General features: G+C 38.6%; 17 protein-coding genes. 3 read left to right on the top strand and 14 right to left on the bottom strand.

Annotated elements, in window-relative coordinates; translation table 11 throughout:
• Window positions 1-19: 19 nt before the first annotated feature.
• Together ACWPWK_RS05655 and copA are read right to left on the bottom strand one after the other, a co-directional pair.
• On the bottom strand, window positions 20-1,093 hold the full coding sequence (locus ACWPWK_RS05655) for a YadA C-terminal domain-containing protein (RefSeq protein WP_109371487.1): 1,074 nt from the start codon (window positions 1,091-1,093) through the stop codon (window positions 20-22).
• Between the two features lie 558 nt (window positions 1,094-1,651).
• Window positions 1,652-4,594 carry a copper-exporting P-type ATPase CopA gene (copA, locus tag ACWPWK_RS05650; protein WP_109371353.1) on the bottom strand — a complete coding sequence of 981 codons (2,943 nt, stop codon included), beginning with the start codon at window positions 4,592-4,594 and terminating at the stop codon, window positions 1,652-1,654.
• 132 nt (window positions 4,595-4,726) lie between these two features.
• Here copA and cueR point away from each other — a divergent pair, with 132 nt between their 5' ends.
• Window positions 4,727-5,140, top strand: coding sequence for a Cu(I)-responsive transcriptional regulator (gene cueR / locus ACWPWK_RS05645; protein WP_109371351.1), 414 nt, complete (start codon window positions 4,727-4,729; stop codon window positions 5,138-5,140).
• Here the strand turns inward: cueR and ACWPWK_RS05640 are convergent.
• The 5 genes from ACWPWK_RS05640 to tesA form a co-directional block, all read right to left on the bottom strand.
• Window positions 5,094-5,582 (bottom strand): NfeD family protein, encoded by a 489-nt coding sequence (locus ACWPWK_RS05640; RefSeq protein WP_109371349.1) that lies wholly within the window; start codon window positions 5,580-5,582, stop codon window positions 5,094-5,096. The two genes, cueR and ACWPWK_RS05640, sit on opposite strands and share 47 nt — an antisense overlap.
• 2 nt (window positions 5,583-5,584) lie before the next feature.
• Window positions 5,585-6,508 (bottom strand): SPFH domain-containing protein, encoded by a 924-nt coding sequence (locus tag ACWPWK_RS05635; protein WP_109371347.1) that lies wholly within the window; start codon window positions 6,506-6,508, stop codon window positions 5,585-5,587.
• A 37-nt stretch (window positions 6,509-6,545) separates the two neighbouring features.
• Complete coding sequence (locus ACWPWK_RS05630) at window positions 6,546-7,403, bottom strand: co-chaperone YbbN (protein ID WP_109371345.1); 858 nt, start codon at window positions 7,401-7,403, stop codon at window positions 6,546-6,548.
• 84 nt (window positions 7,404-7,487) lie between these two features.
• Window positions 7,488-8,273 carry an SDR family oxidoreductase gene (locus tag ACWPWK_RS05625; RefSeq protein ID WP_109371343.1) on the bottom strand — a complete coding sequence of 262 codons (786 nt, stop codon included), beginning with the start codon at window positions 8,271-8,273 and terminating at the stop codon, window positions 7,488-7,490.
• A 50-nt stretch (window positions 8,274-8,323) separates the two neighbouring features.
• On the bottom strand, window positions 8,324-8,953 hold the full coding sequence (gene tesA, locus ACWPWK_RS05620) for a multifunctional acyl-CoA thioesterase I/protease I/lysophospholipase L1 (RefSeq protein ID WP_109371341.1): 630 nt from the start codon (window positions 8,951-8,953) through the stop codon (window positions 8,324-8,326).
• Between tesA and ybbA the strand changes: the two genes are divergently transcribed.
• Entirely contained in the window at window positions 8,924-9,610 is a 687-nt protein-coding gene (gene ybbA, locus ACWPWK_RS05615) for a putative ABC transporter ATP-binding protein YbbA (protein ID WP_109371339.1), read from the top strand. The genes tesA and ybbA overlap by 30 nt on opposite strands.
• Window positions 9,607-12,048, top strand: a complete 2,442-nt coding sequence (ybbP, locus tag ACWPWK_RS05610; protein ID WP_109371337.1) for a putative ABC transporter permease subunit YbbP — start codon at window positions 9,607-9,609, stop codon at window positions 12,046-12,048. The genes ybbA and ybbP overlap by 4 nt, the downstream gene beginning before the upstream one ends.
• Window positions 12,049-12,135: 87 nt before the next feature.
• Here ybbP and ACWPWK_RS05605 read toward each other — a convergent pair whose 3' ends face one another.
• The 7 genes from ACWPWK_RS05605 to ppiB form a co-directional block, all read right to left on the bottom strand.
• Window positions 12,136-14,298, bottom strand: coding sequence for an ornithine decarboxylase (locus ACWPWK_RS05605; RefSeq protein ID WP_454208505.1), 2,163 nt, complete (start codon window positions 14,296-14,298; stop codon window positions 12,136-12,138).
• Window positions 14,299-14,474: 176 nt separating this feature from the next.
• Window positions 14,475-15,500, bottom strand: a complete 1,026-nt coding sequence (locus tag ACWPWK_RS05600) for a mechanosensitive ion channel family protein (RefSeq protein ID WP_109371333.1) — start codon at window positions 15,498-15,500, stop codon at window positions 14,475-14,477.
• A 42-nt stretch (window positions 15,501-15,542) separates the two neighbouring features.
• Window positions 15,543-16,820, bottom strand: coding sequence for an MFS transporter (locus tag ACWPWK_RS05595; RefSeq protein ID WP_109371331.1), 1,278 nt, complete (start codon window positions 16,818-16,820; stop codon window positions 15,543-15,545).
• A gap of 123 nt (window positions 16,821-16,943) precedes the next feature.
• The gene (purK, locus tag ACWPWK_RS05590) at window positions 16,944-18,011 is read right to left on the bottom strand and encodes a 5-(carboxyamino)imidazole ribonucleotide synthase (RefSeq protein WP_109371329.1); all 1,068 of its coding nucleotides are present in this window, start codon (window positions 18,009-18,011) and stop codon (window positions 16,944-16,946) included.
• Window positions 18,008-18,529 (bottom strand): 5-(carboxyamino)imidazole ribonucleotide mutase, encoded by a 522-nt coding sequence (gene purE / locus ACWPWK_RS05585; protein ID WP_109371327.1) that lies wholly within the window; start codon window positions 18,527-18,529, stop codon window positions 18,008-18,010. Before purE ends, purK begins: the two co-directional genes overlap by 4 nt.
• Before the next feature lie 134 nt (window positions 18,530-18,663).
• On the bottom strand, window positions 18,664-19,386 hold the full coding sequence (locus tag ACWPWK_RS05580) for a UDP-2,3-diacylglucosamine diphosphatase (RefSeq protein ID WP_109371325.1): 723 nt from the start codon (window positions 19,384-19,386) through the stop codon (window positions 18,664-18,666).
• A gap of 12 nt (window positions 19,387-19,398) precedes the next feature.
• The gene (gene ppiB, locus ACWPWK_RS05575) at window positions 19,399-19,893 is read right to left on the bottom strand and encodes a peptidylprolyl isomerase B (RefSeq protein WP_006533972.1); all 495 of its coding nucleotides are present in this window, start codon (window positions 19,891-19,893) and stop codon (window positions 19,399-19,401) included.
• Between the last annotated feature and the right edge of the window lie 277 nt (window positions 19,894-20,170).

Genomic DNA, 20,170 nt, shown 5'->3' with positions numbered 1-20,170 from the left:
TTACTTTATTACTGAATAGCTACCAACTTATACCTACACCACCCGCGGATACCCAACTATTGCTTTCATTCCAAGCGGTAGATGCTCTGACTTTAATATTTTCATTAATACGATATTGCATACCCCAAGCAAGCGCTGTGGCATTACGATAATTACCGATACCAATCGCAGTACTAAATGTCGCATTATCTGTAAAAGGTAAATTGCTCATTGCGGCAACAGAGGCAATACCTTGATTGGCACGTTTTTCGACTTTATAAAAACGATTTTGAGTATCAGATTTAAAATGTTCAAAATTATTTTTTAGATCTTTAAATTCATTTCTTGAGATTGATTGTTCAGTATAGAGCGTTGCAAAATGGCTTTTCAATGAAATATTTCTTCCATTGATATTTAAATTATCGATATAGTTTTCCTTTATATCGTCAATATCATTTCTATTTTCTCTTATATTACTAGTGTTACTATTAATAGCACTAGTGTTTTTATCAATATTAGTTTTGTTTCTTTCTATGGAATTATTGTTTTTATCAATGGTGGTTGTGTTTTGTTTAATTATAATTTCGTTATTTTTAATTTTATTTGAGTTATCTTGAAGATCTTCTGATAATCTTTTCTTATTATCTAAAATTGAATTATTTAGTATTCTAGTATCTTGCTCATGTAACTTACTCATCTGGGCTAGATCTTTTGTTGTATTGTTTTCTAATAACAACAAAGAACGGTTTTTTGTATTGAGATTATCGACTATTTTATTTAGTTCCTCTGGGGAATTTAAAATATCCAATGTTAATATACTTTCTGGCATACCATAGATCATTGTTTTATTGAATTTAATTCGCTGAATGGCTTCATTACGATTTTGCTCAGTCAATAACTTTCTTTCCGATAAATAGTTTTCTATCCCCATTTTTAACTCTGTACTATCAGATTGGATCTCAATATGACTATTTTTATTAATAATATTGTTTTTTATAATATCGGCTGAATTTGTTAAACTATTATTTCTTAAGTATTTCTCTAAATCTTCAATTATATTTTTATTTATTTCAATACCATAAATTTCTTGATCTGTTTTTTTTACTATTCTCATTAAATTATCATCGACTATCTGATTAAAAATCGTTGATGTTGGATAGTTTTTTTATTTTCAGGCTCTTCATATTCAGGTGTGATTAAATCAGAGGGTGCATTTGAATTTAATGTGTTTGAAAAAACACAGGAAGAATAAATAATAGATATTGTTGCGATAAAAATATTTTTATATTTCAATTTTAAATCCTTTTAAAAGAAAAATGATATTGATTTTTTATCTATATATTCTAAATGTTAATTTTTTACTTAATATAAATAAACAGCCTTATTATTAGAGTGATTTTTATGCCAATGTTATCTTTATTTTATGAGTAATAAAAATTAATGAAATAGTTATAATATATTGCTATTCTAGCGTTAAGAGGGCGGAGTAATGACTCTCTTGTATAATGAGAAATTCCTCTTTGACTGGCCGATAGAAATATCGGCTTTTTTTTAACCTTTTGATAATGCTAATAATCATCAAGAAAACGTTAAAAATAAGATAATAAAAAACCCCTTTTACCGATAAGTAAAAGAGGTTCTAATATAATATATCTTAATAAATCCTTAAGTGTTATTGCTTAGGTTTAAAACGCAATAAACGGTTTGCATTGCTAACAACAGTAATGGAAGACAGCGCCATTGCTGCACCCGCAACCACTGGATTTAACAGTGTGCCAGTGAAAGGATATAAAATACCGGCTGCAATAGGGATACCTAAGCTATTGTAAACAAAGGCACCGAATAAATTCTGCTTCATATTACGTAGTGTACCTTTTGAGATTTCAACCGCATCGGCAACACCATGCAAACTATGACGCATTAATGTGATAGCTGCTGTTTCAATAGCAATATCACTACCTCCACCCATTGCAATACCGACATCTGCTTTTGCTAGCGCTGGCGCATCGTTAATACCATCACCAATCATTGCAACATGACGACCTTGTGCTTGAAGCTCTGTTATCGCTTGTGCTTTACCTTCTGGCATGACACCTGCGATAACTTGGTCAATACCTGCTTCTTTTGCTATTGCATTTGCAGTAATTGGATTATCACCCGTTAACATCACTAGGCGATAGCCCTGATTATGTAAACGTTGTAATGCACTTACAGTATCTTCTCTTAGAGGATCACGGATAGAGAGAAGGGCGGCAATCTTACCTTCTTGAGCTAATAAGACAGGAGTAACACCTTTCGCTGCTTGAGTGTCAATAAGTGAATTAATTTCACTAATATCAATACCTGATTCAAGCATCAATTTAGGGTTGCCTAAAAGCACTGTTTTTCCGTTAATTTCACCACTTAACCCCATTCCTGCAAGAGTGCGGAATTGGCTTATTTCAGGTAAATCAATGCCTTCAGCTCGCGTTAAAATGGCTTTAGCTAATGGGTGATTAGAACCATTTTCCAACGATGCTGCCAATGCAAGTGCTTGAGTTTCATCTACTTGATTGAAAGTATGAATTTCAGTGACCTGAGGCATACCTTCTGTCAGTGTTCCTGTTTTATCAAAGACTAAAGTATCTAGTTTGCTCGCTTGTTGTAATGCGTCTGCATCACGAACTAACACGCCATATTCAGCCGCACGACCTACACCCGAAATAATCGACATAGGAGTAGCCAAACCTAAAGCACAAGGGCAAGCGATGATAAGAACGGTTGTGATAATCACCAGTGCATAGGTAATTTGTGGCGACGGACCAAAGAAATACCAAATAGCACCAGCAATAAGAGCGATAGCAACGACAACAGGTACAAATACACCTGAAATTTTATCCGCTAGCTGGCCTATTTCAGGTTTACTACTTTGCGCTTGGCGAACTAATTTAATAATACGAGCAAGTGTTGTTTTACTTCCCACCGCTGCCGCTTTAAATAGCACTGAGCCATCTTGAACCGTTGTTCCCGCATGAATAGTGTCACCCACAGTTTTTTGTTGTGGAATTGGCTCGCCTGTCAGCATTGCCTCATCCATCCATACTTCACCTTGGATAATTTCACCATCAACCGGCACTTTATCACCTGTTGCTAAACGTAAGGTCATTCCTTGTTTAACATCAGCTAATGGCATTTCAACTTCACCGTTTTCAGTTATGACTCTTGCTGTTGGCGGAGTTAAATCTAATAGCCGTTCTAGTGCTTTGGATGAACGCTGGCGTGCTCTTTGCTCAAGCATATGACCCAGATTGATTAAACCGATGATCATCGCACTGGCTTCATAATAGAGATGTCGAGCTTGAACGGGGAACACTTCAGGCCATAAGTTCACGGTAATGGAATAGAGCCACGCTGTTCCTGTTCCTAACGCAACGAGGGTATCCATTGTTGCACTGCGGTTTTTTAAACTCTGCCATGCGCTACGATAGAAATGACCACCCGCAACAACCATCACAAACAGCGTTGCAATACCAATGCCTAACCAGACGCTGTGATTGGCTTCTGTGAGCATCATATTGTCGCCGATCATTCCCCAAATCATCACAGGGATACCAACAACTAAGGCTAATGTAGCTTGCCATCGAAAACGTTTCATATTGGCAACAGCAACTTCTTGCTGGCGTTCTCTGCGTTTTACATCGTCTTGAATAATTTCAGCGCCATAACCCGCTTTTTCAATAGCAGTCACAAGTGCGTTATGATCGATTTCACCAGTCACTAATGCACTACGTTCAGCAAGATTTACACGCACATTTTCAACGCCATCAACAGATTGTAATGCTTTGTGAACCTTGCTTACGCAACTTGCACAGGTCATGCCATCAATTAAAAGCTGAACACTGTTGTCATCGTCAGTATCGATTTCAGCGCCATTATCAATATCAGCATTCTCAACTGGAATATCACAAACAGCCGCTGACGATGCTTCCAGTTGTGCATGCGTTTGCGTCAGCGGCTCAGTTTTTGGGAAATCAGTACCTGCAAGTTGTGCTTCAAAACCGGCTTCTGTAATGGCGGTAATTAAGGTTTCAGCGGTTGCAGAACCAGTCACTTTTGCATGTGTTAATTCAACTTCAGCTGTTTCAACACCCGCAGTATTTTCTAGTGCTTTTTTAACTGAACCGACACAGTGACCACAATTTAAGCCAGATAAAGTTAAATTAATTACGTTGTCAGTGGGCGCTAGGCTTGCTTGAAAACCTTCCGCCGTAATCGCTGCAATTAAAGTATCTGCCGTAGCATCACCAAAAATTTCAGCTGACTCTTTTGTCACATTAACTGCGGCAACTCCTTCAATGGCTAATAATGCTTTTTCAGTTTTACCGACACACTTCATACAGTTAAGCCCACTTAGGCTTAATTTTACATCGGGTTGTGTTGCTACACTTGCTTCATAGCCTGCATCTTCAATTGTTTTGATTAAGCTTTCAGCAGTTGCATCGCTGTCAATTTTAGCGTATTGAATAGTCACAATTGCCTGCTCTATGTCATTGCGAGCATCAAGTGCTTTTTTTACACTGTTAACACAGTGGGAGCAGGAAAGTCCTTGTAGTGCGAGTATTATAGTTTTTGCCATGTTAATTTATCTCCGACATAAAAGCGTTACCTCTATTATTGCGCAATATTCGGTAACTTGCTTTCTTTAAAGGTTTTTTCTTATTGAGATAAAGGCTAAACCTTTCCGCAAGGGGAAGGTCAAGGGGGAATTTTGAATATTAGTGAAATCGCAAATAAAACAGGATTAACAGCTAAAGCTATTCGGTTTTATGAAGAAAAAGACTTGATAACGCCACCGGGAAGAGGTGAAAACGGCTATCGCTATTATCAGGCTCAACATATCGAAGAGTTGACATTATTACGACAAGCACGAGAGGTGGGCTTTAATTTAGAAGAGTGCCGTGCTTTATTGATGTTGCTAAGAAATCCTTCACGTCATAGTGCTGACGTGAAAGAAGCCACCTTAAAAAAAGTGGCTGAAATTGAGAAAACAATTAATGAGCTTAATGCCATTCGCCAGCGATTACTTTTGTTAGCCAGCGAATGTCCTGGCGATGATGGAGCAGATTGCCCCATCATCAATCATTTGTCAGGGTGTTGTCATCACCAGAAACAGCCGATTTAAGCGTAATCACTTGTAAGGTAATGCCATCAATTGCGGTTACTGTTACCTTATCGCCAGCAAGTAATGGCGTGTCTGAATAAACACGCCAACTGCCATCAGCTAATTTTACGCGACTAAAACCATTTTCAGTATCTGATAATAAAACAGCATGAACACCAATCAGTTGATGCGTTTTCTGATTTAAGTTTTCAGCTTCTTTTGATAATTTTCTGCGTTTAAGCCAAAGGTGCCAAAGTAAAGCACTAATAACCGTTAATATCGCAAATAAAATACCTTGAATAGGCCAGCTAATAGGCAATATCCATGTGATCAACGATACACACAGAGCCGCCATTCCTGACCATAAAAGGTATCCTGCTGTTCCTAACATTTCTGTAATTAACAGCAAGCCACCAAGACAAAGCCAGAAAAGTGCAGGTTGAGCACTAATCCATTCAATCATAATTAATTGCTCTTGTTGCCAGAGTCACTTTTTTTGGTATTGAGTAATTCAGAAATACCGCCAATCGCACCCATGAGATTACTTGCTTCTAATGGCATCATAATAACTTTACTGTTATTAGCTGAACCAATTTGAGACAGTGCATCAGTATATTTTTGAGCAACAAAGTAGTTAATGGCTTGCATATCACCTTTTGCAATGGCCTCAGATACCATTTGTGTTGCTCTGGCTTCTGCTTCTGCCGCACGTTCACGGGCTTCTGCTTGTAAGAATGCAGATTGACGCTCACCTTCAGCCTTCAGTATTTGTCCTTGTTTCTCACCTTCAGCTTTTAAGATAGCTGCTTGACGAATACCTTCAGCTTCAAGAATGTCGGCACGTTTAGTACGTTCAGCTTTCATCTGCGCATTCATTGCAGAAATCAATTCTTTTGGTGGGCGGACATCACGAATTTCAATACGGGTAATTTTGATACCCCAAGGGTTTGTTGCATCATCAACAATCAGTAATAGGCGGCTGTTGATTTGGTCACGTTGAGAAAGAATTTCATCAAGTTCCATGGAGCCTAATACTGTACGGATATTCGTCAATGTTAAGTTGATAATCGCAAGTTCAAGGTTATTAACTTCGTACGCAGCTTTTACAGGATCGATGACTTGAATAAAGCAGACTGCATCGATGCTGACGTTGGCGTTATCACGAGAAATGACTTCTTGAGAAGGAATATCCAGTACTTGTTCCATCATATTGATACGGCGACCAATACGATCAACAAATGGCACGAGAATTTGGAGCCCTGGAGTCAGAGTACGAGTGTAACGACCAAAACGTTCGACAGTCCACTGATAACCTTGTGGAACGGTTTTAACACCACATAAAACTAAAATAATAGCGAATAAGATGATAATACCAATGACTATTTCCATATACCTGTCCTAAGTCTGCTTGAATAAGAAAATAAAATTAATAAAGTAAAGAATACACCATACGACGATATTTAGACGCCAAATTATCATTAGTACCTAAGGCTGATAGAATATCCATCAGGGTTTTCTTAACTTGCCCATCACCTGCATTTAGATCTTTTTTGATAAAGCTAAATAGCAACTCTAATGCCTCTTCATTGCGAGCAACTTCATGTAATTTTAGTGCAAGTTGAATGGCAAGATTGGTATTTTCAGGTTGTTGATTAAAATCGCTCTGCAATTGTTGGATTTCAGGCGTATCAGCAGCCTGTTTTTGTAATTCAATTTGCGCTAACAAACTATGGTAGTAACTATCTTGATCTTGTAATGGGATGGTAATTAACAGCGTTTGAGCTTCTTCATTTTTATTTAAAGAAATTAAAGCGCCCGCTAACGCAAGGGTAATTTCACTGTTTTTAGGTGCGAGTTGATGGGCTTCTTTAAGTAAAGGTAGAGCTTCCTCGGTTTTTCCTTCAGAAAGCAATTGCGCCGCTTGTGCCGCTTTTAATTCTTCTGGTTTGGGTAATACATTTGCTAACACTTGGCGAATTGCTTCTTCTGGTTGAGGGCCTTGAAAACCATCAACTGGGCGACCTTCTTGTAAAATATAAACAGTTGGAATAGCACGTAGACCAAATTGTGAGGCAATCATTTGTTCAACATCACAATCCAATTTAGCCAAAATAAATTGATCAGCAAATTCGGCTGCTAGTTTATCTAATGTTGCGCCAAGCTCTGCACAATGAGGGCTACGTTCTGAATAGAAATACATCATGACCGGTTTAGTCATCGATTGTTCTATAACTTGTTGAATATTTGATTCATTTACATCAACAATATGTGCAGTTGCTAACATTAACTTGCCCCTTTTTGAGAGTTTTAAATATAGATGCGATTTATAAAGCTATTTTATTAATAAGTAAGGGTGAAACCCGAAAAATCAATCCTTGCCACTTTGGCGACTTAAAATTGCATCCATTAGTGTGTCAGGTAGAAAGCGTTTTAGTATTTTGACAGCATAAGTTAATAGGGTTACGGGATAACGTATCTTAGGTTTTGGGCTTTCTAAAGCATGAATAAGCTTTTTCACTACATCTTCAGGCGTTAGTGTGAAACGGCTCGCAATCCCAGGATTTTTTACTGGTTTATCTTTTTCTGCCTGAGCGACATTCTCTGTGAAGCAAGTACGTATTGGACCAGGCTCAATTAAACTCACTTTAACGCCTGTATGCGCTAATTCCATTCTTAATGCGTCAGACCATGCTTCTACAGCATACTTACTCGCTGCGTAAGCACCTCGACCGGGTGTTGAGATAATCCCCATCACAGAGCTCGTTTGAATAATTCTGCCTTCACCGTGTGGTAACATTGCTGGTAGAAGTAATGTAGTCAGCTGATGTAAACCAAAAAAATTAGTAGAAAACTGTTTTTCCATTTGTGGACGAGTAATGGCATCTAATGGGCCATAAACACCAAATCCGCCATTATTAAATAATCCATATAAACGACCATTTGTTAGGTGAATAACTTCTAGTGCCGCATTTTCAACACTTTTTGGATCGTCAAGATCAAGATGAATAGGTTCTAATCCCAGTGTTTCCATGCGTTCAAGGTCTTCACCTTTACGGCAAGCAGCAAGAACTCGATAGCCTCTTTTCTTTAGTGCTTTGGCGGCACAGAGCCCTATTCCACTGGAACTTCCTGTAATCAATACCGTTTTTTGCATAATTTTACAATTAATCTCGTTTAATCTACGTCAACTACTGTCAGAATAGTCTAACGTGTTAAGTAAGGGGATAATGTTTCATCCATCCACTGAGCAATAAAAGGCTGAGCATCTTCATTGGGGTGTATGCTGTCATTTTGCATCCACTCAGGCTTATCAGCGATTTGCTCCATATAAAAAGGAAGTAGAGGAAGCGCATTATCTTCAGCGAGTTTTGGATAGATCGCTGAAAATGATTGTGTATAACGTTTACCATAATTAGGTGAAATCATTATTTGCATAAAAAGTGGCGTTGCACCGGCATCTTTTACTTGTGTAATGATGTTTTGTAATGCCTCTTTTGTTTGTGCAACAGGGTATCCCTGTAAGCCATCATTTGCACCTAATTCAATTAAAACCCAACGAGGTTGATGCTGTTTTAATAAATCAGGAAGCCTATTTTTCCCCTGAAAGGCAGTTTCACCACTAATACTTGCATTAACAACATTAATTTCAGGGTAGGTTGTTTTCCATTTATCAGCAAGGCGTTGTGGCCATGCACTTTCAATTGGAAGACGATATCCTGCACTCAAGCTGTCACCAAAGATTAAAAAGGTATCAGCAGCAATTGCCTTAAAGCTAAACATCATCATAACGATAAGGAAAAATGTATGTCGACGGAAAAGGTTCTTGAAGTTCATCGGTTAACCAAACAAGTAGGACAAGGTGATAGTCAGATCTCTATATTGCAGGGTGTTGAGTTAGTTGTCGAGCCTGCACAAACAATTGCGTTAATTGGTGAGTCAGGATCGGGTAAATCGACGCTGTTAGGGATCATTGCTGGATTAGATGATGGTAGTTCTGGCAGCGTGCATTTAATGGGTGAAGATCTCACAAAAATGAATGAAGAAGAGCGAGCTAAATTACGCGCTCAACATGTTGGTTTTGTTTTTCAATCATTTATGTTGATCCCAACATTGAATGCACTTGAAAATGTGCAGTTGCCCGCATTATTAAAAGGCGAGTCAGAAAAGCACAGTCATGCGCGTGCAGTTGATTTACTTAAGCTGTTAGGATTAGGCGAACGTTTATACCATATGCCAGCACAACTGTCTGGTGGTGAGCAACAACGCGTTGCATTAGCAAGAGCATTTTGTACTCAGCCAGCTATTCTTTTTGCTGATGAGCCAACAGGGAATCTTGATCGTAAAACAGGCGATAAAATTGCTGACTTGCTGTTCTCTCTTAACCGAGATTATGCAACAACATTAATTTTAGTGACTCATGATAATGAGCTGGCAGCTCGTTGCCAAAGACGATTACGATTAGTAGATGGACAACTTAAGGAGGAGTCATGATTTGGCGTTGGTTTTGGCGTGAATGGCGCTCTCCTGCACTATTAATTGTTTGGCTCTCTTTAGCGCTAGCGGTTGCTTGTGTGCTTGCTTTAGGGCGTATAGGTGATCGCATTGATAAAAGTATTTACGCTCAAAGTCGTGATTTAATTGCTGGCGATTTAGTCTTACGTGCATCTTATCCCGTTGATGAAAACTGGCTTACAGAGGCGAATAAGGAAGGGTTAACTCTCAGTCGCCAAATGCAATTCACCACGATGTCTTATGCTCCTGAAGGCGATACACCTCAGCTTGCGCTGGTGAAAGCTGTGGATAAATTATATCCACTGTATGGTGAGTTAGAAACAGAGCCCGCAGGGTTAAAACCTGAAAAAGGAACTGCGCTTGTTGGTGCCAGATTACTTGAATTACTTGATATAAAAGTTGGCGATAAAATTGATGTAGGCGATGCCTCATTTACTATTGGTGGTGTATTAATTCAAGAGCCAGACAGCGGGTTTAATCCTTTTCAAATCGCCCCCCGTATTTTAATTAATCTTGATGATGTTGAAGCAACTGGAGCAGTGCAACCCGGAAGCCGTCTGACTTATCGCTATATGTTTGCAGGTAATGAGTCCGTAATTGATAGTTATCAGCAACGCTTCGACCCACTATTAAAACCCGATCAGCGTTGGAATAGTTTAAAGCAAGATAGTGGAGCACTTTCACAATCAATGGAGCGTGCGAAAAACTTTCTTTTACTTTCAGCGCTATTAACGCTATTGCTTGCTATATCGGCAGTTGCCGTTTCAATGGCTCATTATTGCCGTAGTCGTCATACTTTAATTGCGGTATTAAAAACGTTAGGGGCAGATAAACGCGCATTGAGAAAGTGGATTGTTGGGCAATGGGGTGTGATCCTTATTGGCGCAATTATTGTTGGCTCATTAGTCGGACTTGTTTTTGAGACAATACTGCTACAAATTTTAGCGCCAGTCTTACCAAAAAGTTTGCCTGAGGCGAGCTTTTTGCCATGGATATGGTCTGTGGGCTCTTTACTGTTAATTGCTTTATTAACAGGATTAAGACCTTACTATCAATTAATGGCAACACAACCTTCTCGAGTATTAAGAAGTGATACTACGGCCCCTATATGGCCTCTTCGTTATTATTTACCGATAGTGGGCTTAATTATTGTCGGTGCTTTAACGCTTTTTGCGGGAACAGGCGTTTTACTCTGGTCAATTCTATTTGGTGTTGTTGTTATTGCTTTTTTACTTGGAATAATTGGTTGGTTAGGATTATGGGTATTAAAGCAGTTTAAATTTCGCCAACTCAGTGCGCGTTTAGCAGTAACTCGTTTATTACGACAACCATTTCAAACGATGACTCAGCTTGCTGCTTTCGCACTTTCATTTATGTTGTTAACGCTTTTAGTCCTTATTCAAGGTGATTTACTGGAAAAATGGCAAAAGCAATTACCAGAAGATAGTCCTAACTATTTTCTAATCAATATGTCTGCACCTCAAGTTCAAGAAATTAATACCTTGTTGGCACAATATAAGGTTGAACCTACGGATGCATTCCCTGTGGTATTAGCGCGTTTAACACAGGTTAATGAGCATAATGCCAAAGAGTGGGCTGATAAACGTGATGCTGGCAATAATACGGTTCGTCGTGAGCTTAACTTAACATGGCACAGTGAATTACCTAAAGATAACGTCATTGTTGAAGGAACTTGGCCACCTGTCGGTAATGGTGTTTCTCTTGATCAAGGCGTTGCAGAGCAACTCGAAATCAAGTTGGGTGATGAATTAACATTTGTCGGTGATACTCGTGAATTTAAGTCCATTGTTACTAGTATTCGCCATGTTGATTGGGAAAATATGCGCCCTAATTTCTTCTTTATTTTCTCTGAAGAAGGATTAAGTAATCAGCCGGAAAAATGGATGAGTAGCTTTTATTACAATGGTGAAGGTGCGTTAATTACTGCGCTGAATCGGCAATTTCCAACCGTAAGCGTGTTAGATACAGGCGCATTAATTCAGCAAGTTCAACAAATCTTACAGCAAGTCAGTCGAGCATTAGAGATTATGGTTGGATTGGTCATGATCTGTGGTGCGTTATTGTTAGTTGCTCAAATTCAGGTAGGAATGACACAACGACGCATTGAGCTGGTGGTGTATCGAACATTAGGTGCTGGTAAATCATTATTAAGACGGACTCTTTGGGCCGAATTTGCATTATTAGGTTTAATGGCAGGATTAGCTGCAGCGATTGGTGCTGAGGTCGCATTAAGCTTATTACAAATATCGGTGTTTAATTTCCCTTGGCAACCACAATGGGGAATGTGGATCACCGTACCTATTGTTGCGGCATTATTACTTTCATTATGTGGCAGTATATTAGGCGTCAGGCTGTTGCAAGATAAAGGGCAGTATCGACGAATTCAAGGCGAATAGTTGAAATAAATAAGGCTTATAAATAGAGTTAAATAAAATGCTGATGTTATTAAACATCAGCATTTTTTATAGGGAAAGATAAGATAATTATTCTTTTATAACATAAGCATAAATTCGCTTATTGCCATCATTTTCATCATAAATATAAACCCCTTGAAGTTCAGTTGAAAAGCCGGGAAGTTGATTAATAGTGACTTCAAGAGCCTGAAAATAACGTAAAACAGCACCATTCCAAATTTCACCAGGTACAGCACATAAAACACCCGGCGGATAAGGTAAAGCACCTTCAGCAGCAATTCGGCCTGCTAATTTATTTAAAGGTAACAATTCAATATTACCACGAACAAACTCAATATTAGCTTGTTGTGGACTTAGTGCTCGCTTAGGAAAGTGACTTTTTCTAAACATCTGTTTTTGCAGTAACTTGATATTGTATCTGACACAAATATCATGCATTTCCTGACAGAGTTGGCGCAATGTATAACCCTGATAACGAGATGGATATTGACGACAAACAGAAGGCAATATTTGTTTTAATGGCACATCTTCAACTAAGTGCTTTTCAAATTGAACAATCAAAGAAATTAAGCGCTCAAACTTCGCTTGATGCTCTGCGGGAGTCAGCAAGAATAAGATTGAATTGAGGTCACTTTTTTCAGGAATAACGCCGTGTTCACGTAGATAACTTGCCAAAATAGATGCAGGTACACCAAAAGATTCATATTCCCCTGTATGAGGATCGATCCCTGGCGTTGTAAGCATTAATTTGCAAGGATCAACAAAATATTGATTGGCGGCGTAACCTTCAAATGAATGCCAATTATCATTAGGAATAAAATTGAAAAAACGCTGATCGTGAGCGATTTCATCTGTGTCGTGATCTTGCCAAGCAATTCCATCGATGATTTCAGGAATAAAAGGCTTAATAAATTGGCACTGTTTTAGTAATGATTTACGGGCTTCAATGCCTTGTTTTACGCAACTCATCCACATTGCTTCACCACTTTTGCCAGAATGCATTTTTGCATTGACATCAAGAGCCGCAAAAAGGGGATAAAATGGGCTGGTAGATGCATGCATCATAAAAGCATTATTCATACGTTTATGATTAACATAACGTGATTGCCCTTTAAGGTGAGCATCTTTTTTATGTATCTGTGAGCTTTGTGAAAATCCAGCTAATTGCTTATGAACTGATTGAGTAACGAGAATACCAGGATCGTCTTCATTAAGCGTTAGTAACAAAGGCGAACACTGTTTCATCATTGGAATAAATTGTTCATAGCCCACCCATGCAGAATCAAATAAAATGTAATCACAAAGATGACCAATTTTATCAACCACTTGCCTTGCGTTGTAAATCGTACCGTCATAAGTGCCCAGTTGAATAACCGCTAAACGGAATGGGCGTTTATCGAATTGGCGTTCTGGCGCAATTTCTGCAATTTGTTGGCGTAAATAGTGCTCTTCAAAGCAATGAGCATCAATGCCACCAATAAAGCCAAAGGGATTGCGAGCCGTCTCTAAATAAACAGGTGTTGCTCCTGCTTGAATTAGTGCGCCATGATGATTGGATTTATGGTTATTTCTATCAAATAGCACTAAATCATTTGGTGCCAATAAGGCATTTAAAGCAACTTTATTAGAAGAGGATGTTCCATTTAAAACAAAGTAGGTTTTATCGGCATTAAACACTTGCGCGGCAAAAGTTTGGGCATCATAAGGTGCTCCTTCATGAATAAGCAAATCACCCATTGCCACATCAGCATTACAGAGATCAGAGCGAAATAGATTCTCACCAAAATATTGATAAAACTGTTCGCCAACAGGATGACGACGAAAAAATTCCCCGCCTTGATGACCTGGGCAATCAAAAGCGACGTTCTTTTCGGCAACATAATTCACTAAGCGTGAAAAAAATGGTGTGGTCAGACTCTCTTCATATTGCTGTGCCGCTTTATTAATTAACGTACTATTTTTTTGATGTGCACTTTTATCCGTAATCACAACCCCTGAAACCTGATTAAGCAATTCAGCATTGATTGCATCATTGAGATTAACTGCAATAAATACGGGTAGTTGAAAGCCTGTTTGATAAATGCGATCTAATTCGCCAGACTCAATATCTGACAATGACAACACTACTGCTGATACTTGCGTTAAATTTGCATCAACAATATCAACTATCGGACGTTCACAATAAAAATAGTGTGAAAGAGTAGGGTGACATGCCAACTTCATTTTTTTCATTATACTCGCGTTTTTATCAATAGAAGAATTGGCGAACAATATACTTGGTTGTGAATGTGATTGAAATAAGTTAAAAGATAACTAAGGTGATTTATGCGTTTTGAGTGCATAAATCACCATTTTTATAAGTGGGTGAATGGATAAGTCTATGAGAAAATAAACTTATCTATCTTCTATTATTGCGCGATAGGCGAAGACTTTTCGATATAAACAGTTTGAGATGGGAAAGCAAAATCAGCGCCATGTTTATGCACAATATCAATCATCTTCAAATAGACTTCTTGTTGAGCTTCAAGCCACTGCGCCCAGACTGTCGTTTTGGTAAAACAATACACCATGATATTGAGTGAAGAGTCTGCAAATTGATTAAAATAAACTAATAAGGTTTGTTGAGTGTCAATTTTATCATTTTGCATCAGCATAGTGCGAATGTCCTCAACAATGGCACCTATTTTATCTGAATCTTCATAACGTAAACCTAATTCTGTTTCGATGCGTCGATTGGTCATTCTACCGGGATTCTCTACGCTAATAGAGGAAAAAACAGAGTTTGGAATGTAAAGGGGGCGATGATCAAAGGTAATAATTTTCGTAATACGCCAACCGATTTCTACCACGGTGCCTTCAATATTACGATCAGGAGAACGTACCCAATCCCCGATATTAAAAGGGCGATCAAAATAGAGCATCACTCCTGAAAAAAGGTTACTCATCACATCTTTGCTTGCCATACCAATGGCAATACCGCCTAATCCCCCAAAGGTCATTAAACCAGATAAGCTCATACCAAAGTGCTCACCAAACAGTAAGATGATAATGACGAAAAGGGTGATTTTAAATATGCGGGAAATAATACGAGCTGAAGTAGGATCGCTCCCTTTATTAATTTGTGATTTCTCTAATAAATTAATCAATAAGAAAAATTTACGCATTAAAATTAACGCGATAGCGACATAGGTAAAGAAATTAATCATCCTAAAAGAGATGAAATGGAGATTAAAATCAACGACAGCCATTTCACAATATTGGCTTAAGATAATGACTAAACTACAGAGAAAGACCGCTTGGCTGATATGAATAATAATATTTCTACGGCGCTTTTTCTTCTTATCATGAAAAAGAGATACAACGAAAAAACCGACAAAACAGGCTAAAGCAATGCCTATACCTATTGAGTATTTTATTATTAATGCATCATTCATCAGCTTAACATCTCCTTAGAAAATGCTTTTATATAGGTTTAATTACCTAGTTACTTTAGGTTCTTCTTGTTGCTTACTGGCATGCTGAAATTTAGGATAAACGGGTGGTTTCATAAACAGAGTGACCGCTAAAATCAGTAAAACAGGTATGGTTAAAATCAAGAATGCCGGTGTAAAACTACCTGAAATATCTTTGATTGCCCCAGCAAAGAAGGGAGCTAAACAAGCCAGTGTTGAAATTAAATTCATTACTGAAAATAGCTCAAGGTAAGGTGAGCGACCAAAATAGTTAGCAAGCAATATACTTGATGCCAAAAACGTCATGCCATAACCAATACCGACACAAACCGTAAATAAGATCAGGTAAACCCAAGAATTAGCCATACTTAGCGCAAGTAACCCTATGATGATAATACTTAAGCTTGCGATAAGTAATTTTTTAGGTTCTAACCATTCACCAATAGCTCCACCCGCTAAGCGCGAGAAAGCATTGATAAATGCCATACTACTTAATAGTGTCGCGGCAATAGTTTCACCAAAACCATTTTCAATAATATGTGCAACAGCAAAACTATTAACTGTGATCCCACACCATAAAAAGGCCGTGTAAGTCGCAGCAATAACATAAAATTGCCATGTTCTTAAAGCATGACGAGCTGTCCAAATCTCTTTAGTTTGATAGATACGTTTTGTGGTTTGAAGTTGGCTAATTTTTTTTGCGTGTTCTTGCTCTTTACTACCTTCGCGTAAAAATAAAATGGTGAGAAGAGTAACGACAGTGAGTGTGATTGCTGAAATAAGCCAGTGCATTCGCCATGTATGCCATAAATGGGTTGCTAAAAAGTAGATCCAAGGTCCAGCAACACCACCTAATCCACCAATGGTAAAATAGACACCAAAGGCAAAGGATTGTTTTTCAAATAAGCGAGAAATAACATAAGTGCCAGGTACGGTAGCTAGTAGCGTAAAACCAATACCTAACAGTGCAGTACCAAGAAAATAACGTGCAATGGTGTATGTTTCATAAAGAAAATAGAAACCACTGACAAAAATGATCAACCCAATAAGTAGTGTAAGGCGAACACTTAATTTACGGATCAGTAATGTAGGTAAAAAACTTGCAAGGCCGCAGGTTAATCCTAATAACGTAAAGCCAAGGCCTGCTTGAGTCCAGTTCCACTCTAGCTCGTTTATCATACTAGGAAGAACAACACCTAAAGAGGTAAATGTGGTTGCGGTAGCTAAAAAATACACAAAACCTAATAATATCAGCATACTCCACTGATAAGCGGGCCCAAAAATCTGTTGCTTGACTTGCATCCTGACTCCATCAAATGGGTGCAGTAACCTGAATAATCAGGAGAAAATAGCGAATAACAGACCTCTTTATCTGAGGTCTGTTCGTTTAAAGGCTATTATTCTCTAACTTTATGAGTCGGACTGCTAGCTTAATTTTTCTAAAGCCCATTTGATAGGGTACTGATAGGCATCATCGAGCATTGAGCTTAATGATTTTAGTGTCTCTTTCAGAGGGAGATTATCGCGGTACACAAGATTGAGATGCCCAACCTTACGTGCAGGGCGCACTTCTTTTTCATACCAATGTAAATGAACTAATGGCAATGAAAGCCATTGAGGATTGACATCAGTGCCAATCAAATTAACCATGACTGCCGGTTGGCAAACCTCAGGTTTTGGCATGGGTAAATCTAAAATTGCACGTAGATGTAATTCAAACTGGCTAATTGAGGCTCCATTTTGTGTCCAATGACCACTGTTATGAACTCGAGGAGCTAATTCGTTAATAAGTAATTTATTATCAACGATAAAGCACTCCATCGCCATTACACCAACATAATTGAGTTTATTAAGGATGGCAGTTAGCATTTTTTCTGCTGATTGTTGTAGTTCTGATGCAGGGGTTGGTAATGCAACACTCATGCGTAAGATGCCATCTTGATGAAGATTGTGTGTTAATGGATAAAAAACACAGTCACCATTGCTATTTCTCGCGCCCACTAGTGAAACTTCACCTGAAAAGGGAATGCCTTGTTCAACAATACACTCACCATAAATTTCAGCAGGTAATTGCTGTTCTTCACCGGGATGAATGCGCCATTGACCACGGCCGTCATAACCACCAATACGGCGCTTTACAATAATAAAATCACCCAGTTGAGCGAAGATATCAGACCATTGTGTTGGTGACGTTAATGGTTGCCAAGGTGCTGTTGCTAAGTCCAATTCATCGAGAAGTTGTTTTTGAGGCAATCTATCAGCAAGTAATGGAAAAATATCACGGTTTACAAAGTTAGTATGACGTTCTAACTCTTTGGTGAGTGCAGTTTCAGGCCAGCGCTCAATTTCAGCTGTGATTATACTTTTTTGATAGGGAACGGCTTCAGGCTCTGCATCTAATCCTACTGGATAAACCGCAATTCCTAAAGGCTCACCAGCTTGTCTTAGCATTCGCCCTAATTGACCATTTCCAAGAACACAAACTGGCTTCATAGTGCCTCCCTTGGATCTGGGTTATTTAATACATCGTCAGTTTGTGCTGTGCGCCATGCTGTTAGTGCTTCAAAAATAGCAGGTGAGTGTAACGCTAAAATTTGAGCGGCTAATAAAGCAGCATTGGCGGCGCCTGCTTTACCAATTGCTAATGTTCCTACAGGAATACCTTTTGGCATTTGTACAATAGAGTAAAGGCTATCAACACCGCTTAATGCTGCACTTTGAACAGGAACACCTAATACAGGAACGAGTGTTTTTGCTGCGAGCATACCCGGTAAATGGGCTGCACCACCCGCTCCTGCAATAATGACATCAAAGCCATTACTTTTTGCCTGTTCTGCAAAGCTAAATAGCTTATCAGGGGTACGGTGTGCAGAGACAATCTCAACATGATAAGGAAGTTGTAGTGCGTCTAGTACATCAGCGGCATGAGACATTGTTGTCCAGTCACTTTTAGAGCCCATTACAATGGCGATACGAGCGGAAGAGGTATTTAGACCAACTTGAGAAGACATTACTTAACTGCTCCTGTAAGCATAAACGGATATAGCCTAATAAACTGAGCATGATAGTATCACGCTAACACGCATAGGAAAACGTTTGCGTAAAGAAAAAACAGCCTTTTTATGAAGAAAATAAGCGAAACAACTTAAAAGGGAAAATGAATCAATTCTATTTTTTCAGCAGTCACTTTAAACATAGAACCTTCAGTATGCCAAGCACCTAATACACCACGATAATGTATTTTGTCATCAATGTTGACTGTATGAATTGCTGGGCGATGCGTATGACCGTGGATCATCCATTCTGTATTGAAATGTTTAAAAGTATCTATCACAGCCTGTGGATTCACATCCATAATGGCATCTGATTTGTACTGATTTTCGTGCTGGCTACGTGAGCGCATTTTGTCAGCGATACGCAGTCGAATAAATAGAGGCAGTAGTGAGAATAGGCGCTGAATAAATTTATTGTGTACTTTTTTACGATAGCGTTGATAAGCTTCATCGTCAGTACAAAGCGTATCACCATGTAAAATTAAGATACGGTGCTGTTCAATTTCGAGCACTTTTTCTTGTGGAAGTAAGGTGATACCACTCTCTTTTGCAAAACGAGAGCCAATTAAAAAATCACGATTTCCATGAATAAAATAGCAAGGCACTTCTGCCTTTTTTAACGTCATCAGAGCTTGAGCAATTTGTTGATGTAAAGGATTGGGATCATCATCACCTATCCAAAAATCAAAAAAGTCACCTAAGATATAAAGTGCTTTTGCATGAATGGCTTGTTCTTTTAAAAAGCGAAGAAAACCGGCAGTGATTGCCGGTTCATGTTCACTTAGATGCAGGTCTGCAATAAAAAGCGTACACATAAAAAGTGAGGCTTATTCGCTAACCGTGACACTTTTAATGACGATATCTTCACGAGGAACATCTTGGTGGAAACCACTACGACCAGTGGAAACCGCTTTAATTTTATCCACAACGTCCATGCCTTCAACAACTTCAGCAAAGACACAATATCCCCAACCATTTGCGTTTTCAGCACGGAAGTTTAAGAAATCGTTGTCTGCAACGTTGATAAAGAATTGAGCAGTAGCAGAATGTGGATCGTTTGTACGAGCCATTGCTAATGTACCGCGGTTGTTTGCTAGGCCATTGTTTGCTTCGTTTCTTACAGGTGCTTTGGTCGCTTTTTGGTTCATACCCGGTTCAAAGCCACCACCTTGGATCATAAAACCATTGATGACACGGTGGAAAATAGTGTTATCGTAGAATCCTTCTTTACAGTAGTCTAAAAAATTTTCTACGGTTGCAGGTGCTTTGTCTGCAAATGTATTAATCACGATATCGCCGTAATTGGTATGAAAAGTAACCATATTCAGATCCTAATATAATTTTAGCTTTACCCAGATTTGGGCATAAACAACAGTCCCGTTTTTATATCACAGTTGCCTAATTTAGTCAGTATGCATCTTTTTCTCGCTCTACTTTTTCTTGCTAAATAAATCAGTAATAGAAGGAAAAAACACTTTTCGCCAAAATTTAGCCAAATAATAGAAGTTTGATTGTTCGCTATCAACGATTGAACAGTGAAAATAAGCGCTAAGCAGAGTAAGATAAAAACCTTAATCTTGAGTTTGCTTTGTCTTCAAG

The organism is Proteus sp. Marseille-Q3619, assembly GCF_965283115.1.
The sequence above is the reverse complement of the archived record's forward strand: the minus strand, read 5'-3'. Positions and strand labels throughout refer to the sequence as shown.

Bases quoted from the DNA above. Each gene is read 5' to 3' on its own strand.
- ppiB (WP_006533972.1), bottom strand. From the start codon at position 19,893: ATGGTTACTTTTCATACCAATTACGGCGATATCGTGATTAATACATTT.
- ACWPWK_RS05595 (WP_109371331.1), bottom strand. From the start codon at position 16,820: ATGCAAGTCAAGCAACAGATTTTTGGGCCCGCTTATCAGTGGAGTATG.
- tesA (WP_109371341.1), bottom strand. From the start codon at position 8,953: ATGAACTTCAAGAACCTTTTCCGTCGACATACATTTTTCCTTATCGTT.
- ybbA (WP_109371339.1), top strand. From the start codon at position 8,924: ATGTCGACGGAAAAGGTTCTTGAAGTTCATCGGTTAACCAAACAAGTA.
- ACWPWK_RS05655 (WP_109371487.1), bottom strand. From the start codon at position 1,093: ATGAGAATAGTAAAAAAAACAGATCAAGAAATTTATGGTATTGAAATA.
- ACWPWK_RS05635 (WP_109371347.1), bottom strand. From the start codon at position 6,508: ATGGAAATAGTCATTGGTATTATCATCTTATTCGCTATTATTTTAGTT.
- purK (WP_109371329.1), bottom strand. From the start codon at position 18,011: ATGAAGCCAGTTTGTGTTCTTGGAAATGGTCAATTAGGGCGAATGCTA.
- ACWPWK_RS05630 (WP_109371345.1), bottom strand. From the start codon at position 7,403: ATGTTAGCAACTGCACATATTGTTGATGTAAATGAATCAAATATTCAA.
- copA (WP_109371353.1), bottom strand. From the start codon at position 4,594: ATGGCAAAAACTATAATACTCGCACTACAAGGACTTTCCTGCTCCCAC.
- ACWPWK_RS05605 (WP_454208505.1), bottom strand. From the start codon at position 14,298: ATGAAAAAAATGAAGTTGGCATGTCACCCTACTCTTTCACACTATTTT.
- ACWPWK_RS05640 (WP_109371349.1), bottom strand. From the start codon at position 5,582: ATGATTGAATGGATTAGTGCTCAACCTGCACTTTTCTGGCTTTGTCTT.
- ACWPWK_RS05600 (WP_109371333.1), bottom strand. From the start codon at position 15,500: ATGAATGATGCATTAATAATAAAATACTCAATAGGTATAGGCATTGCT.
- ACWPWK_RS05580 (WP_109371325.1), bottom strand. From the start codon at position 19,386: ATGTGTACGCTTTTTATTGCAGACCTGCATCTAAGTGAACATGAACCG.
- ybbP (WP_109371337.1), top strand. From the start codon at position 9,607: ATGATTTGGCGTTGGTTTTGGCGTGAATGGCGCTCTCCTGCACTATTA.
- purE (WP_109371327.1), bottom strand. From the start codon at position 18,529: ATGTCTTCTCAAGTTGGTCTAAATACCTCTTCCGCTCGTATCGCCATT.
- ACWPWK_RS05625 (WP_109371343.1), bottom strand. From the start codon at position 8,273: ATGCAAAAAACGGTATTGATTACAGGAAGTTCCAGTGGAATAGGGCTC.